Below are 17,291 nucleotides of genomic sequence, written 5' to 3'. Positions count from 1 at the left end.
GTCTTCCCATGGTCAACGTGACCAATCGTGCCGATGTTGCAGTGCGGCTTGTTGCGCGAAAATTTTTCCTTGCCCATCACATATCTCCATCTTCAGACAGCCCCAGAGCTGCTGAGTAATTAGTTTTCAACTAGGCGTATTTCGCCTGAACTTCATCAGCAACCGCCTGAGGCACCTGCTCGTAATGATCGAACACCATGGTGTACTGTGCACGCCCCTGGCTCATCGAGCGCAGCGAGTTCACATAACCAAACATGTTGGCCAGCGGCACAAAGGCATTCACTACCTGTACGACACCGCGGCTTTCAGTGCCCTGGATCTGCCCACGGCGCGAGTTCAGGTCGCCAATAACGTCGCCCATGTAGTCTTCAGGGGTCGTCACTTCAACCTTCATGATAGGCTCAAGCAGCTTGGCCGAAGCCTTCTGCAGCCCTTCACGAAACGCGGCACGGCCAGCGATCTCAAAGGCCAGAACCGATGAGTCGACGTCGTGGTAAGCACCATCAGTCAGCGTGGCCTTAACATCCACAATCGGGAAGCCTGCCAGGATACCGGCACCCATGACAGATTCGATACCTTTCGAAACGCCCGGGATGTATTCCTTCGGCACCGAACCACCGACAATCTTGCTTTCGAAAGTAAAGCCAGCGCCAACTTCGTTCGGCTCGATCGTCAGCTTGACGCGAGCGAACTGGCCCGAGCCACCCGACTGCTTCTTGTGGGTGTAATCGATGTCCGCGGAACGCGTGATTGTCTCGCGATAAGCAACCTGCGGCTGACCAATATTGGCCTCAACCTTGAATTCCCGCTTCATACGATCAACAAGAATGTCGAGGTGAAGCTCGCCCATGCCTGAAATGATCGTCTGACCGGATTCTTCGTCTGACTTGACGCGGAACGAGGGATCCTCAGCAGCGAGACGCTGCAGAGCAAGACCCATCTTTTCCTGGTCAGCCTTTGACTTCGGCTCAACAGCGATATCGATAACCGGATCCGGGAAAATCATCCGCTCCAGGATAACCTGACTGCTCGGCACGCAAAGCGTATCGCCTGTCGTTGTATCCTTGAGACCAACGATTGCAACGATATCACCCGCATAAGCTTCGGAGATCTGCTCGCGGCTATTGGAGTGCATCTGGAACATCCGGCCGACACGCTCGCGCTTGTCCTTGACCGTGTTCTGGAGCTGCGCACCGGCTTCAAGCTTGCCCGAATAGACGCGGCAGAACGTCAGCGAACCCATGTGGGGGTCATTGGCGATCTTGAATGCCAGCATCGACAAAGGCTCTTCATCGTCAGCATGACGCTCGATCGGCTCTTCGGTCTTGGCATCGATACCACGAATGGCTTCAATGTCGTTTGGCGCTGGCAGGAAATCAACCACTGCATCAAGAAGCGGCTGCACCCCCTTATTCTTAAAGGCTGAACCACAAAGGACACCAAAGAAGTCATTGCGGATGATGCCCTTGCGGAGCAGCTTCCGAATGGTGTCGTTGTCGGGCATTGTGCCTTCGAGGTATGCTTCCATCGCAGCTTCGTCGAGTTCGACGGCAGCCTCGATCATCTGCTCGCGGTATTCCTCAGCACGATCCTTGAGATCGGCCGGGATATCAACGATTTCCCACTTAGCACCGAGCTCTTCGCCGTCCCATACGTAGGCTCTCATCTCAATAAGATCGACAACGCCTACAAATTCGCTTTCAGCACCGATAGGCAACTGAAGCACAACAGGCTTAGCGCCGAGGCGCTTTTCAACCATCTCGACCGAGCGATAGAAATCGGCACCGATCTTGTCCATCTTGTTGACGAAGATCAGCCGCGGAACCGCATACTTATCGGCTTGACGCCAGACAGTTTCAGTCTGCGGCTCAACACCGGCATTGGCATCGAGAAGCGCGACAGCACCGTCAAGCACGCGCAGCGAACGCTCAACTTCGATGGTGAAATCCACGTGGCCCGGCGTATCAATGATGTTGAAGCGACGCTTCTTGCCGTCACGGCCCTGCCAGAACGTGGTTGTCGCAGCGGACGTGATCGTAATACCACGCTCCTGCTCCTGCTCCATCCAATCCATGGTGGCTGCGCCATCATGAACTTCACCGATCTTATGACTTTTGCCGGTGTAGAACAGAATACGTTCGGTCGTCGTGGTTTTACCAGCATCGATGTGCGCCATGATGCCGAAATTGCGGTAATCTTCGAGCTTGTATTCGCGAGCCATGCTTGTCTCTCCTTACCAGCGGTAGTGCGAGAATGCACGGTTGGCATCAGCCATACGATGCGTGTCTTCACGCTTCTTCACGGCCTGACCACGCCCATTGACAGCATCCATGAGTTCGCCCGAAAGACGACCAACCATGGTCTGCTCACCGCGCTTACGAGCGGCATCGATCAGCCAGCGAATAGCCAGAGCCTGCTGACGCTCGGTGCGCACTTCAACCGGCACCTGATACGTAGCACCGCCAACGCGACGCGAACGAACTTCAACGGCAGGACGAATGTTCTCAAGAGCACCGTGAAAGACCTGGATCGGGTCCTGCTTGGTCCGCTCTTCGATTACTTCGAACGCGCCATAGACGATGCTCTCAGCGGACGACTTTTTGCCATCCTTCATGAGCGAGTTCATAAATTTGGAGACAACCAGATCGCCAAATTTGGGATCCGGGTTAATCTCACGCTTTTCTGCACTATGCCGACGGGACATTGCTCACAGATCTCCTTATTTCGGCCGCTTGGCGCCGTACTTCGAACGGCGCTGCTTGCGATCCTTCACCGACTGGGTATCCAGAACGCCGCGCAGCACGTGATAGCGCACGCCCGGAAGGTCGCGCACACGGCCGCCGCGGATCAACACGACGGAGTGCTCCTGGAGGTTGTGCCCCTCGCCGGGGATATAGGTAATAACTTCACGCTGATTGACCAGGCGCACCTTGGCTACACGACGCAGAGCCGAGTTCGGCTTTTTTGGTGTCGTTGTATAGACACGCGTGCAAACACCGCGCTTCTGCGGGTTGGCCTCCATCGCCGGAACTTTGTTCCGCTTCGGCTTGGCCTGCCGGGGCTTGCGGATCAGCTGATTAATGGTCGGCATATCGCTCGAACCCTCTTTTCATCCGTACAAACAAAAACCTGTTCGACATAACAAGCGAGCAGCGCCCACCCGGCCTCAGAGAGAGCCGGTGGCGCCATGAATGCAGAGGATCACCTCCAAAACGGAAGCAATCATGCGCCCAAGACTTGTTGCATCTAACTACCCGACAGTGTGTTTGACCGACTTGAATGTGTCGCATTGGGCGCTTCACATTCGGTGTCTGGTCACGACCGACCGCTTAGGTAGGGCGGGTATTACTGCGTTGATTCAGAATCGTCAAGACTTTCCGGGGAAAAAAGCCTGATTGGCGGCTGAACCCCTGCCCTGCACCCAGCGCAGGGCCGGATATGGCCCGGCAGATCCCAATTTTCAAGAGCCCACTGGCCCGGTCGAAAAGGAGAAGGGCCCGAAGGCCCCTCCCCGCGATTCCTGTCCGAATCCTTCTAGAGCCCGGGAGCCGCCAGCAGCACGAACTGGGTGAACTGGCCGGCGCGGTTGAAGTTGTTGTCCGAGGCGATCAGAAGCGTGCGGTTACCATCGACATCCGGTCCCCAGCTGATGGATTCGATGTTGTCGACATCGAGGCCGAAATCGCCCTCGGCAAGAGTGAACCAGTGTTGCTTGTCCATGGGGGTGACATCACCACCCGCGATCGTCTCGAGGCCCGTAACATCGTCGGCGCCTTCGAGCGTGGCGATATAGAACGCAATCTCGTTGCCATAGCCGCTTGCGAAGGTCCGCTCGACCGCAATGATCCTGTTTTCGTCAAGCGCCAGAAACTCGGAAAGACCATTGTCATTGTAATGCGGCTCCTCTGTCGAGGGCGCGCGGATCGGGTCGGTCTGATAAATGTACTCGGCGATCAGTTCGCCGCTTTCCCGGTCGAAAACCGCTACGCGCGAGGGGCTGCCGGCTTCGAGCGTTGCCTTGTCGCCATCCTGCATCAGCCCGTTCTCGGTGCCGACCAGAATGCTCGCTCCATCGACCGAAAGGCTCAGGCTTTCGAAGGCCTGGTTGCCATAGATGCCCTTGCCATCAGCGTCGGGAATATATGCTGCCGGCACATCGAATGTACGCACCACATTGCCATCGAGATCGGCTTCAAAAATCTCCGGCGCGCCATCGGCATTGCCTTCGCTGCTCCACAGGATCGTGCCCGTGTCCGCAACAAAACGAATGCTCTCAGGATCGACCGAGCCAGCGGCAAAGCTCTGCCCCTCGGCATTGAGGAGCTCATGGGTCGATGCGATATCGAGCCCGGCGATCTCGCTGCCGTCCAGCGCCAGTTTGATCGTATAAAAGCGCGCTGGGCCGTTCTGCGCCCGGTCGTCGGAGATGGCGTAAAAGACGTCATTGGCCGCATCGTAATCAAGCCCGGAAATGCCGCCGAACTGCACCCCGTCCAGTCTCAGTTCGGTGGGCAGAACGATCTCGTCGAGAAACACGGGCTGCTCGGGCGTCTGGGCCAAGGCCGACGAAGCGAAAGAAAGAACGGCCAGCGAAAGCGTGGCCCCGCAAGAAATGCGCATCGGAAGTCTCCGGTTGGTGTTTAGCCTCCGGTTCCTGACCGCGACACGCAAAGCTCCGATGACGATAGGGTGAACTTTCGGTGACTGTGCCCACCAACAAAAATGGGGGCCGAAGCCCCCATTCTCAATTCTTGGCGCAAGTCCGATTACTCGGCTGGCGAGTCCGGTGCGGCTGGCATGGCTACGGGCGCCGGAATGGCAACCGTTTCAGCCTGACGGCGCCGCTCGTCCAGAATGAGATCGTCACGCTTGGTCGCGATCTGGCGCACGTTGGAAATACGCGCACCTGTACCCGCCGGGATAAGGCGGCCGACGATGACGTTTTCCTTGAGGCCTTCGAGCAGATCCGCCTTGCCGGAAACCGCAGCCTCGGTGAGGACGCGTGTGGTTTCCTGGAACGAGGCAGCCGACACGAACGAACGGGTCTGCAGCGATGCCTTGGTGATGCCGAGCAGGACCGGAACGGCCACTGCAGGCTTCTTGCCATCGGCAACGAGCTGCTCGTTGAGTTCGTCCAGATCGATCCGATCAAGCTGCTCTTCCTTGAGCAGACCGGATTCGCCGGGCTCGGTGATCTCGACCTTCTGCAGCATCTGGCGAACGATCACCTCGATGTGCTTGTCGTTGATCAACACGCCCTGCAGGCGATAGACTTCCTGGATCTCGTTGACGAGATAGCGTGCCAGTTCCTCGACGCCCTTGATCGCAAGGATGTCGTGCGGGGCCGGATTGCCATCCAGAATATACTCGCCCTTCTCGATCGGATCGCCTTCCTGCAGATGGAACGGCTTACCTTTCGGGATCAGGTACTCCACTGGCTCGAGCGTCTCGTCGGTCGGCTCGATGATGATGCGGCGCTTGTTCTTGTAGTCGCGACCGAAGCGGATCGTACCATCGAGTTCGGCAATGATCGCGTGATCCTTCGGACGACGAGCCTCGAACAGTTCGGCCACACGCGGCAGGCCGCCCGTGATGTCCTTGGTCTTGGCACTTTCGAGCGGAATACGAGCAAGTACGTCACCTTGAGCAACGCGTGTCCCCGGTTCCACAGCGATAACAGCGTCCACGCTCATCAGGTACCGTGCGTCAGAACCACGCTCGGTCTTGAAGGCCTGACCCTGCGCACCAACAGCAATGGCGGGCTTGAGACCGTCGCCACGCTGGCTCGACCGCCAGTCAATGACCAGACGCTTGGTGAAGCCAGTAGTTTCGTCAGTCTGCTCGGAGACCGAAGCCCCATCGACCAGATCTTCGAAGATCACCTCACCCTCAACTTCCGTCAGAACGGGACGAGTGTACGGATCCCATTCCGCCAAACGCTGGCTGCGCTTGACCTGATCGCCTTCCTTGACGCGCAAGCGCGAGCCGTAGCCAAGCTTATGCACTGAGCGTTCTTTGCCTTCGGCATCAACGATCACAATCGAAACGTTACGCCCCATGACCACGATGTGTCCATCGGAGTTGGTCGCAATGTTCTTGTTGCGGAAGGTGATTTTACCTTCAGCACCAGCCTCGAGATAGGAGTTATCAACAACCTGAGCCGTACCACCAATGTGGAACGTACGCATCGTCAGCTGAGTACCTGGCTCACCGATCGACTGAGCGGCAATAACGCCAACGGCTTCACCCATGTTGACAGGCGTACCACGGGCAAGGTCACGGCCATAGCACGTCGCACAAGTGCCCTGGCGGACATCGCAGGTCAGCGGCGAGCGAATGCGCACCGACTGCACCTTAGCAGTCTCCACCTTCTCGACATCGGCCTCGTCCATCAGTGTGCCCTTGGCAACAATGACGTCGTCAGTGCCAGGTACCATGATGTCGTCGGCTGCAACACGGCCAAGGATCCGCTGGCCGAGCGAAGCAACAACCTGACCGGAGTCGATGATCGGCTCCATGGTCAGACCGCGTTCGGTGCCGCAGTCGTCCTCAGTGATGATGGCATCCTGAGCGACGTCCACAAGACGGCGTGTCAGATAACCCGAGTTCGCAGTCTTCAAGGCAGTGTCAGCCAGACCCTTACGGGCACCGTGCGTCGAGTTAAAGTACTCGAGAACGGTCAGGCCTTCCTTAAAGTTAGAAATAACAGGTGTCTCGATGATCTCACCGGACGGCTTGGCCATAAGGCCACGCATACCCGCAAGCTGCTTCATCTGGGCGACCGAACCACGGGCGCCGGAATGGCTCATCATATAGACCGAGTTAATCTGCTTGGACCGACCATTGGCGTCTTTTTCGTGGGCCGAGATGCGCTTCATCATCTCTTCGGCGACCTTGTCACCACACTTTGCCCAGGCATCGACAACTTTGTTGTACTTCTCACCATGGGTGATCAAGCCGTCGTTGTACTGCTGTTCAAATTCCTCAACCTGCTTGCGGGTATCACCCACAATCTTGGCCTTGGTATCTGGGATGACCATGTCATCCTTGCCGAACGAAATGCCGGCACGGCAGGCTTGCTTGAAACCGAGATCCATGACGCGGTCACAGAAGATCACAGTCTCTTTCTGGCCGCATGCACGATAGACCGTGTCGATGACCTTCGAGATGTTCTTCTTGGTCATGAGCTGGTTAACCACCTCGTACGGCACAGTCTTGGGCAAAATCTGCCCCAGCATCATGCGTCCCGGCGTGGTCTCGATAATCGAAGTTGACGTATTACCTTCGGCATCGACGGCCTTGATCCGGCCCTTGATCTTGGTGTGCAGTGTAACCGACTTGTTCTCAAGCGCGTGCTCGAGTTCCGACATCGACGAGAACGCCATGCCTTCACCGGGTTCGCCATCAGCGATGATCGACACGTAGTACAGTCCGAGCACGATATCCTGAGACGGCACGATGATCGGCTGTCCGTTGGCAGGGTGCAGGATGTTGTTGGTCGACATCATCAAAACGCGTGCTTCAAGCTGCGCTTCCAGCGACAGAGGCACGTGAACAGCCATCTGATCGCCGTCAAAGTCGGCGTTGAACGCGGCACAGACCAGCGGATGAAGCTGAATTGCCTTACCTTCGATAAGGATCGGTTCAAAGGCCTGAATGCCCAGACGGTGAAGCGTCGGCGCACGGTTGAGAAGAACCGGGTGCTCACGGATGACTTCGTCAAGGATATCCCAGACTTCGGGTTTTTCCTTTTCAACGAGCTTTTTGGCTTGCTTGACGGTCGAGCTCAGGCCTTTCGCGTCGAGACGCGAATAGATGAAGGGCTTGAACAGCTCGAGCGCCATCTTCTTGGGCAGACCACACTGGTGCAGCTTGAGTTCCGGACCCACGGTAATAACCGAACGGCCCGAATAATCGACGCGCTTGCCGAGCAGGTTCTGACGGAAACGGCCCTGCTTGCCCTTGAGCATATCCGAGAGCGACTTGAGCGGGCGCTTATTGGCACCAGTGATGGTGCGGCCACGCCGGCCATTATCGAACAGTGCATCGACAGCCTCCTGCAGCATCCGCTTTTCATTGCGGATGATGATGTCGGGCGCACGCAGCTCGATCAGGCGCTTCAACCGATTATTACGATTGATGACGCGGCGATAGAGATCATTCAGATCCGAGGTCGCAAACCGGCCGCCATCGAGCGGAACCAGCGGGCGCAACTCGGGCGGGATGACCGGTATGACGGTCATGATCATCCATTCAGGTTTGTTACCCGAAACAATGAACTGCTCTACAATTTTGAGGCGCTTGGCCAGCTTCTTTGGCTTGAGCTCTGTGGTCGCCTCGGCAATCTCGACGCGCAGATCGGCGGCGAGCTTTTCGAGATCCAGAGCAGCCAGCATTTCGCGCACGGCTTCAGCGCCGATCATGGCGGTAAAAGCATCCGGACCGTAATTGTCCTGAGCGTCGAGATACTCCTCTTCAGTGACCAGCTGGTGCTGGCTGAATGGGGTAAGACCCGGCTCGATGACGACGTAATTCTCGAAATAGAGAATGCGTTCGACATCTTTCAACGTCATGTCGAGCAGCTGCGAGATGCGGCTCGGCAGAGACTTCAGGAACCAGATATGCGCGACGGGCGCTGCCAGTTCGATATGGCCCATTCGCTCACGACGCACGCGGCTAAGGGTGACTTCAACACCGCACTTTTCGCAGATGACGCCCTTGAACTTCATGCGCTTGTACTTGCCGCAAAGGCATTCGTAATCCTTGGTCGGGCCAAAGATACGCGCGCAGAACAGGCCATCACGCTCGGGCTTGAACGTACGGTAGTTAATGGTCTCAGGCTTTTTGATTTCGCCGTAAGACCACGACAGGATCTTCTCCGGACTCGCGATATTGATCTTGATCTGATCGAAAGTCGGCGCAGCCGCCTGCGAGTTGAACGGATCCATGACGTGCTGATGATGATTCATCGTGTCTCTCCTTGGGACCCGGACGGTGCAGCATTCGTATTGCGCACCGCCCTATTGGGCCAAAAGCATCGGTTCATATGGGAGCGGCGGATTATTCCGCCGCATCCGCAGGAGGTGCGAGTTCGGGGTCGCCACCGGCCTCGTCGTTGTCCGCTTCGATGTCGGTCAGCTCGACGTTAAGGCCGAGCGAACGGATTTCCTTGACGAGAACGTTAAAGCTCTCGGGGATGCCCGCTTCGAAGGTGTCGTCGCCACGAACGATGGCTTCGTAGACCTTTGTACGACCGGCAACGTCATCGGACTTGACCGTCAGCATTTCCTGCAAGGTGTAAGCGGCACCGTAAGCTTCAAGTGCCCACACTTCCATTTCACCGAAGCGCTGACCACCGAACTGGGCCTTACCACCAAGCGGCTGCTGGGTAACCAAGCTGTACGGACCGATCGAACGAGCGTGGATCTTGTCGTCAACAAGGTGGTGCAGCTTGAGCATGTAGATGTAGCCCACTGTAACCTTGCGGTCGAACTCTTCACCGGTACGGCCGTCGTAAAGTGTCGACTGACCCGATCCGTCCAGCCCTGCCCTTTCGAGCATGGTGACAATATCAGCTTCCTTCGCGCCGTCGAAAACCGGTGTTGCGATGGAAACGCCCTTCGACAACTGCTGGCCCAGACGAACAATGCCATCATCGTCGAGGTCGCCGACATAGTCGTCACCCTCGTAAAGCCCGCCCAGTTCCTTCTTAAGAGGCTCGACGTCCTTTGACTGACGATAGGCCTGCATCATGGCGTCGATCTTCCGGCCCATACCACGGGCTGCCCAACCAAGATGCGTCTCAAGAATCTGACCGACGTTCATGCGCGAAGGCACACCCAGCGGATTGAGCACGATGTCCACGTGGGTACCGTCCTCAAGGAACGGCATATCTTCCACCGGCATGATGCGCGAGATAACACCCTTGTTGCCGTGACGGCCGGCCATTTTATCGCCCGACTGAACTTTACGCTTGGTCGCAACGAAGACTTTAACCATCTTCATGACGCCTGGCGGCAACTCGTCACCACGCTGGAGCTTGTCGACCTTGTCGATGAACCGCTGCTCGAGCAAACGACGGCTCTCGTCGTACTGGCCTTGAAGGGATTCGATCTCACTCATCAGCTTGTCGTCTTCGACAGCAAACTGCCACCACTTCGACCGCGCATGCGCATCAAAGATGGAGTCATTGAGCTTGGTTCCAGCAACATAGCCCTTGGGACCGGTCGTAGCGGCTTTACCGAACAACATTTCCTTGAGACGTGCATAAACGTTCCGGTCGAGGATCGACTGTTCGTCATCACGGTCTTTCGCAAGGCGCTCGATTTCCTCACGCTCGATCGCCATGGCACGTTCATCTTTATCAATGCCGTGACGGTTGAACACCCGGACTTCAACGACGATGCCGCCGTCCCCAGGAGGGATACGCAGTGAGGTGTCGCGAACGTCCGATGCCTTCTCACCAAAGATGGCACGCAGAAGCTTTTCTTCCGGCGTCATCGGGCTTTCACCCTTGGGGGTGATTTTACCGACGAGAATATCGCCCGCCTGAACTTCGGCACCAATGTGAACGATACCGGCTTCGTCGAGATTTTTCAGCGCTTCTTCCGAAACGTTGGGAATGTCGCGAGTGATTTCTTCCGGTCCGAGCTTGGTATCGCGGGCCATCACTTCATATTCCTCGATGTGGATCGAGGTGAAGACGTCGTCCTGGACGATCTTTTCGGAAAGCAGGATCGAATCTTCGAAGTTGTAGCCATTCCAAGGCATAAACGCGACAAGCACGTTACGGCCAAGAGCGAGATCACCCAATTCGGTCGAAGGACCGTCAGCAATAATGTCGCCAGCCTGAACATGATCGCCAACCACAACCAGTGGACGCTGATTGATGCAGGTCGACTGGTTGGAACGCTGGAACTTCATGAGGTTGTAGATGTCGACACCGGACTTGGACGCATCGTTCTCTTCGGTCGCGCGGATAACGATACGGGTCGCATCCACCTGATCGACGATACCGGTGCGCAGGGCGCCAATCGCGGCCCCCGAGTCGCGAGCCACGACAGCTTCCATGCCTGTGCCCACGAACGGAGCCTCGGCACGCAGAAGCGGCACGGCCTGACGCTGCATGTTCGAGCCCATCAGAGCGCGGTTGGCGTCGTCGTTTTCCAGGAACGGGATGAGCGAAGCGGCAACCGAGACAACCTGCTTGGGCGAAACATCCATCAGATCGACCATTTCACGCGGAGTGAGCGAAGGCTCACCGGCGTGACGGGCCACGACCAGCTCGTTCACGAACTCGCCCTCGTCGCTCAGCGTGGCATTAGCCTGGGCAACGTGGTGCTTGGCTTCTTCCATTGCCGAGAGATAGACGACCTCGTCGGTCACCTTGCCGTCCACGACCTTGCGGTACGGGGTCTCGATGAACCCGTACTTGTTGACGCGCGCAAAGGTGGCCAGCGAATTGATCAGACCGATGTTCGGGCCTTCCGGCGTTTCGATCGGGCAGATACGGCCATAATGGGTCACGTGAACGTCGCGGACTTCAAAGCCTGCTCGCTCGCGGGTCAGACCGCCCGGCCCAAGCGCCGAAAGGCGACGCTTGTGAGTGATTTCCGAAAGCGGATTCGTCTGATCCATGAACTGGCTGAGCTGGGACGAACCAAAGAACTCGCGCACCGCAGCCGCTGCCGGCTTGGCGTTGATGAGGTCCTGGGGCATGACAGTATCGATTTCAACCGAGCTCATACGCTCCTTGATTGCGCGTTCCATACGCAGCAAGCCGAGGCGATAGTGGTTTTCCATCAATTCGCCCACCGACCGCACACGACGGTTGCCGAGGTTATCGATGTCATCGATGTCGCCCTTACCGTCGCGCAACTCAACGAGCGTGCGAACGACTGCAACAATGTCCTCCTTGCGCAAAACACGCATGGTGTCAGGCGCATCGAGGTCGAGACGCATGTTCATCTTTACACGACCAACAGCGGAAAGGTCGTACCGCTCACTGTCAAAGAACAGCGAGTTGAACATCGCTTCGGCAGTTTCGATGGTGGGGGGTTCACCCGGACGCATAACGCGATAGATGTCGAACAGCGCGTCTTCGCGGCTTTCGTTCTTGTCTATGGCAAGCGTGTTGCGGATATACGCACCAACGTTGATGTGGTCGATATCGAGGATTGGCAGATCGTCAAAGCCCTTCTCGACAAGCGTCTCAAGAACCTTTTCGTCGATCTCATCGCCCGCTTCGGCAAAGATCTCCCCGTTAGCAAGATCGACGATATCGCGGGCAAGATACATGCCGTAAAGATCTTCGTTGGTGGCCAACAGATGGGTCACACCGGATTCCACAATCTTCTTTGCGGCACGAGCGGTAAGGCGCGCTCCACCTTCGTGGACTACGGTGCCGGTCTTGGCATCGATAAGGTCATGAAGGGGCTTGGTACCCTTCATTTTCTCGGCGTCGAACGGCTTGTTCCAGCCCTTTTCACTCTTGGTGTAGGACTGAATGTCATAATAGGTGTCGAGGATTTCTTCCGCGTCGAGGCCAAGCGCCTTGAGAAGCGAAGTAACCGGAATCTTACGGCGACGATCGATACGCGCATAGACGACATCCTTGGCATCGAATTCGATATCGAGCCAAGATCCGCGGTAAGGAATGATGCGTGCTGCAAACAAGAGCTTGCCCGACGAGTGGGTCTTGCCCTTATCGTGATCGAAGAACACACCAGGCGAACGATGCATCTGGGATACGATAACGCGCTCGGTGCCGTTCACGATAAACGTACCGTTGGTCGTCATGAAGGGCATATCGCCCATATAGACGTCCTGTTCCTTGATGTCCTTGACCGAGCGAGCGCCCGTGTCTTCGTCGACCTCAAAGACAATAAGCCGAAGCGTCACTTTCAGCGGCGCAGCAAAAGTCATGTCGCGCTGGCGGCATTCTTCGACATCGTATTTGGGCTGTTCGAATTCGAAACGAACGAATTCGAGAGATGCCGTATTGGAGAAATCCGTAATCGGGAAAACCGACCTGAAGACCGACTGGAGGCCTTCGTCGCCTCGCCCACCTTCGGGCTCATCGACCATCAGGAACTGATCGTAAGACGCTTTTTGCACCTCGATCAGGTTCGGCATCTCCGTGACTTCACGAATTGACCCAAAGGACTTGCGCACCTTGCGGCGCCCGTTGAACGTGGTAGCCATGTACCCGTTTCCTCTCGTCTGGAATGTCTCGGAGGCAGCTGTTCAAAGAATCGACAATCAGCCGTCGGTTCTTTGAACAGGTGCCCTTTATGACGTTATATCTTTTCTGGTGGCATCATCCGGCAGTAAGTGCCTGGAGCGAACATCCACCTTGTTCCGCAACTTCCGCCCTGCCCTGCCAAACTGGCTTTCGGGTGACGTCCGCATTCCGTTAAGCAGGAAGCGGGAAACGGGATGGCCCGGTGGCCATCCCGAAAAGATGGATTGAACTACTTGAGTTCAACCTTGGCACCAGCTGCTTCGAGCTTTGCCTTGATGTCTTCGGCTTCCGCCTTGTTGACACCTTCCTTGACAGCCTTAGGAGCGCCTTCGACGAGGTCCTTGGCTTCCTTCAGGCCGAGGCCAGTGATGCCACGAACTTCCTTGATGACGTTGATCTTCTGATCGCCAGCGCCGGTCAGGATCACGTCAAATTCAGTCTGCTCTTCAGCAGCTGCGGCAGGTGCGCCGCCGCCAGCAGCGGCAACAGCAACAGGAGCGGCGGCAGAAACGCCCCACTTTTCTTCGAGCATCTTGGAAAGCTCGGAAGCTTCCAGGATGGTCAATGCAGACAGGTCGTCTACGAGTTTAGCAAGATCAGCCATTTGATAAGCCTCTATAAGTTTAGGTTTCAGTTTGAACCGTGGAATGGGGTCGTGAACGCGCGTTACGCGGCAGCGCCCTTATCCGAATACGCGGAGATAACGCGGGCGACAGAAGCGCCCGGTTCCTTGGCAAGACGTGCGATATTCGTCGCAGGCTGGACCAGAAGGCCAGCGAGCTTGGCACGCAGTTCGTCGAGCGAAGGCAGATCAGCCAGCGCCTTGACGCCATCGGCGTCCAGAGCGGTCGACCCCATTGCGCCGCCGAGGATCACGAACTTGGAGTTCGAATCGGCGAACTTTTTGGCGACTTTAGGCGCCGTGATGGGATCTTCCGAATAGGCAAGGACCGTCGGACCCGTAAGGATGTCCGAGATATCCGCAGTTTCGGTGTCTTTAAGAGCGAGCTTGGCAAGGCGGTTCTTTGCGACCTTAACCTGTCCCCCGGCCTGCTTCATCTGCACACGCAGCTTTTCGAAGTCAGACACAGAAAGACCGGTATAGTGAGCGACGACAACCGCGCCCGAGCCGGCAAACGCCTGCTGGAGCGAGGAGACGACCTCAGCTTTTTCCGCTCTATCCACTGCTACTCTCCACGAGTTAGGCTCGATCCACAGCGGACCGAACCCGTTGCAATTAGCCGTTCCCATGGGAACGGCGGGTGCAGCGCCTGTAAACCGGTTGATCGGGCGAACCCGAAAGACCAGTTCGGTTCAAACCAAAACGAGCCGCATTTCTGCGAAAATCTCGTCCGGTCATCACCCCATCTATTGGTGGCCACCGGGAGCCCCCGGCAATTAGGATGGCAAGCCGCCATCACCACACAGTCTCGGACAGGACTTTACCCAAAAGGGATATTCTCCCTTTTGGGCATCTCGGGCAGCCGGAACCGCCCGAAATTGGTTTCGCTATCGGTCCTAGTTTACCGACGACGGATCGACATGAACGCCAGCGCCCATTGTCGAGGAAACGGCGACACGCTTGACATAAGTTCCCTTGGCGCCCGCGGGCTTTGCCTTGGAAACAGCGTCAGTCAACGCCTTGATGTTTTCGACAAGCTGCGCTTCCGTAAAGGAGGCCTTACCAATACCGGCATGAATGATACCGGCCTTTTCTACACGGAACTCCACAGCACCGCCCTTGGCAGCCTTAACGGCGCCGGCGACATCGGGGGTCACTGTGCCAACCTTAGGGTTTGGCATCAGGTTGCGCGGGCCAAGAATCTTACCCAGACGTCCAACGAGCGGCATCATGTCCGGTGTCGCAATGCAGCGATCGAAATTGATGTTGCCCTTTTGGATTTCTTCGGCCAGGTCGTCAGCGCCGACAATATCGGCACCGGCTGCCTTGGCTTCATCAGCCTTGGCATCCTTGGCGAACACGGCGACGCGAACGGTCTTGCCAGTACCATTGGGCAGATTGACAACACCGCGGACCATCTGGTCGGCGTGGCGAGGGTCAACACCCAAATTCATTGCGACTTCGACAGTTTCATCGAACTTTGCAGTAGCACGCTCTTTGACCATCTTGATGGCTTCATCGATGCCATAAAGCTTCTTGCGGTCGATACCGTCACGAACCTGCTTGGTGCGCTTTGCGATCTTGGTCATATCCGATTACCCTTCGACCTGGAGACCCATGGAACGGGCAGAGCCCTCAACCATGCTCATTGCGGCTTCAACGGTATCGGCGTTGAGGTCCTTCATCTTCTTCTCGGCAATGTCACGCACCTGCGCCTCGGTCAATTTCCCGGCGCTGTCGTGACCCGGTTTTTTCGATCCGGACTTAAGGTTGATTGCCTTCTTGATGAAGTATGTCACCGGCGGCAGTTTCATCTCGAAAGTGAAACTCTTGTCGGCGAAAGCCGTGATCACGACCGGAATCGGAGCACCTTTTTCCATCTCCTGCGTAGCCGCGTTAAAGGCCTTGCAGAATTCCATGATGTTCAGACCGCGCTGACCGAGAGCCGGTCCGATCGGGGGCGACGGAGTCGCGGAGCCGGCAGGCACCTGCAACTTGATATAGCCAATAATTTTTTTTGCCATGCTACGTTCCTTTCAATAGACCGCCAAAACGGCCATTTGGTGACGGCGTGGTCCGAGGCTTGACCGATGGATGGCAACCACCGCCCTCTTCCACACATCATTCGCCCTGCAAGCAGAGCGCAAGCGATCAGACTTTTTCAACCTGACCGTATTCCAGCTCAACCGGCGTGGGCCGGCCAAAAATCGAGACCTCAACCTTGAGGCGAGCACGCTCTTCGTCGACTTCCTCGACAACACCGGAGAAGCTCGCAAAGGGCCCGTCGGAAACCCGAACGTTTTCGCCCACTTCGAAAGAAACCGAAGGCTTTGGCCGATCGACGCCTTCCTGCACCTGCTGCAGAATGCTCATCGCCTCGCGCTCCGATATAGGCTGCGGCTTGTTGTCCGCGCCAAGGAACCCGGTAACCTTCGGGGTATTCTTGATGAGATGGAACGTTTCATCAGTAAGCTCCATCTTGACCAGCACATAACCGGGAAAAAACTTGCGCTCGGCGTCGACCTTACGACCACGACGAACTTCAGTCACCTTCTCGGTCGGCACCAGAACATCCTCGAACAAATGATCGAGTCCGTTGGAGACAACCTTCTGCTTGATGTCTTCCGCAACCTTGCGCTCGAAATTCGAATACGCCTGAACAATGTACCAACGGTTGGCCATACTGCTTTTTTCGCTCCTGATCCCGCCGCTTCGCTTTAGCGAATGGACAGTATTAACCCGACAAAGAACTGAATGATCTGGTCGGCAGCCAGAAAGAACAGGCTGGCAAAGACCACCATGACCAGAACCATCACAGTCGAGATCAGCGTTTCATTCCGGGTCGGCCAGACGACTTTGGCAACCTCCGAACGCACCTGCTGAAAAAACGTAAAAGGATTAGTCCGGGCCATATACCGCTCGATACCTGGTGTTAAATCTGGGGCTTAAGTCCATAAGCAATTGCCGCGCGAGTCGCATCGCACGGCCAAGAGTGGCTTATCTAGACCTTGGAAGGCTTCAAGGCAAGACCTCGGACCATCTTTTTTGGTCCATGCGACTGGCCGCTGCGATCGCGTCATTGTCGCTATCGGCGCGCTTTGCAACGAACCGCGCAACGACCAAATAGTCGCAAGATCTCATAAATGAGACTGGCAGGGGCGGAGGGACTCGAACCCACGGCCCTCGGTTTTGGAGACCGATGCTCTACCAACTGAGCTACACCCCTATGCCGAGCCATGGTCTAGTCGACTTGGTTTTCGAGCGCAAGAGCCTCTTGCGCTCTCAAGACAAAAAGAAAGGGCGGCCCGACGGCCGCCCTTGTAAAATCAGCGAAATAGGAGCGTTTAAACGACGATTTTGGAGACGACGCCGGCGCCGACAGTACGGCCGCCTTCACGGATGGCGAAGCGGAGCTTCTCTTCCATC

At 56.6% G+C, this 17,291-nt stretch carries 12 protein-coding genes, 1 tRNA gene and 1 pseudogene; all 14 read right to left on the bottom strand.

Translation table 11 applies throughout. The features are described 5' to 3' along the window. Positions 1-130 precede the first annotated feature (130 nt). Complete coding sequence (gene fusA / locus ACN0TA_RS18380) at positions 131-2,221, bottom strand: elongation factor G (RefSeq protein WP_417585682.1); 2,091 nt, start codon at positions 2,219-2,221, stop codon at positions 131-133. Positions 2,222-2,233: 12 nt separating this feature from the next. Continuing rightward, the gene (gene rpsG / locus ACN0TA_RS18375) at positions 2,234-2,704 is read right to left on the bottom strand and encodes a 30S ribosomal protein S7 (RefSeq protein ID WP_417585680.1); all 471 of its coding nucleotides are present in this window, start codon (positions 2,702-2,704) and stop codon (positions 2,234-2,236) included. 15 nt (positions 2,705-2,719) lie between these two features. Beyond that, entirely contained in the window at positions 2,720-3,091 is a 372-nt protein-coding gene (gene rpsL / locus ACN0TA_RS18370; RefSeq protein WP_041528652.1) for a 30S ribosomal protein S12, read from the bottom strand. A gap of 443 nt (positions 3,092-3,534) precedes the next feature. Beyond that, complete coding sequence (locus ACN0TA_RS18365; RefSeq protein ID WP_417585678.1) at positions 3,535-4,620, bottom strand: esterase-like activity of phytase family protein; 1,086 nt, start codon at positions 4,618-4,620, stop codon at positions 3,535-3,537. Between the two features lie 146 nt (positions 4,621-4,766). Further along, positions 4,767-8,969, bottom strand: a complete 4,203-nt coding sequence (rpoC, locus tag ACN0TA_RS18360) for a DNA-directed RNA polymerase subunit beta' (protein WP_417585676.1) — start codon at positions 8,967-8,969, stop codon at positions 4,767-4,769. A 91-nt stretch (positions 8,970-9,060) separates the two neighbouring features. Beyond that, the gene (gene rpoB / locus ACN0TA_RS18355; protein WP_417585674.1) at positions 9,061-13,203 is read right to left on the bottom strand and encodes a DNA-directed RNA polymerase subunit beta; all 4,143 of its coding nucleotides are present in this window, start codon (positions 13,201-13,203) and stop codon (positions 9,061-9,063) included. Between the two features lie 269 nt (positions 13,204-13,472). After that, positions 13,473-13,847 (bottom strand): 50S ribosomal protein L7/L12, encoded by a 375-nt coding sequence (rplL, locus tag ACN0TA_RS18350; protein ID WP_417585672.1) that lies wholly within the window; start codon positions 13,845-13,847, stop codon positions 13,473-13,475. Between the two features lie 62 nt (positions 13,848-13,909). Further along, complete coding sequence (gene rplJ, locus ACN0TA_RS18345; RefSeq protein ID WP_417585670.1) at positions 13,910-14,428, bottom strand: 50S ribosomal protein L10; 519 nt, start codon at positions 14,426-14,428, stop codon at positions 13,910-13,912. 333 nt (positions 14,429-14,761) lie between these two features. Beyond that, positions 14,762-15,454: a 50S ribosomal protein L1 gene (rplA, locus tag ACN0TA_RS18340; RefSeq protein ID WP_417585668.1), complete on the bottom strand. Its 693-nt coding sequence runs from the start codon at positions 15,452-15,454 to the stop codon at positions 14,762-14,764. Between the two features lie 6 nt (positions 15,455-15,460). Further along, entirely contained in the window at positions 15,461-15,889 is a 429-nt protein-coding gene (rplK, locus tag ACN0TA_RS18335) for a 50S ribosomal protein L11 (protein ID WP_417585666.1), read from the bottom strand. A 127-nt stretch (positions 15,890-16,016) separates the two neighbouring features. Further along, positions 16,017-16,547 carry a transcription termination/antitermination protein NusG gene (gene nusG / locus ACN0TA_RS18330; protein WP_417585664.1) on the bottom strand — a complete coding sequence of 177 codons (531 nt, stop codon included), beginning with the start codon at positions 16,545-16,547 and terminating at the stop codon, positions 16,017-16,019. 35 nt (positions 16,548-16,582) lie between these two features. Beyond that, on the bottom strand, positions 16,583-16,777 hold the full coding sequence (secE, locus tag ACN0TA_RS18325) for a preprotein translocase subunit SecE (protein ID WP_417585662.1): 195 nt from the start codon (positions 16,775-16,777) through the stop codon (positions 16,583-16,585). A 238-nt stretch (positions 16,778-17,015) separates the two neighbouring features. Then, positions 17,016-17,091: transfer RNA gene (locus ACN0TA_RS18320), tRNA-Trp, on the bottom strand. Positions 17,092-17,209: 118 nt separating this feature from the next. Continuing rightward, a pseudogene (locus ACN0TA_RS18315) lies at positions 17,210-17,291 on the bottom strand (elongation factor Tu); the annotation flags it as partial.

It is taken from the genome of Pelagibacterium sp., assembly GCF_048264985.1.
Taxonomy (GTDB): domain Bacteria; phylum Pseudomonadota; class Alphaproteobacteria; order Rhizobiales; family Devosiaceae; genus Pelagibacterium.
The sequence above is the reverse complement of the archived record's forward strand: the minus strand, read 5'-3'. Positions and strand labels throughout refer to the sequence as shown.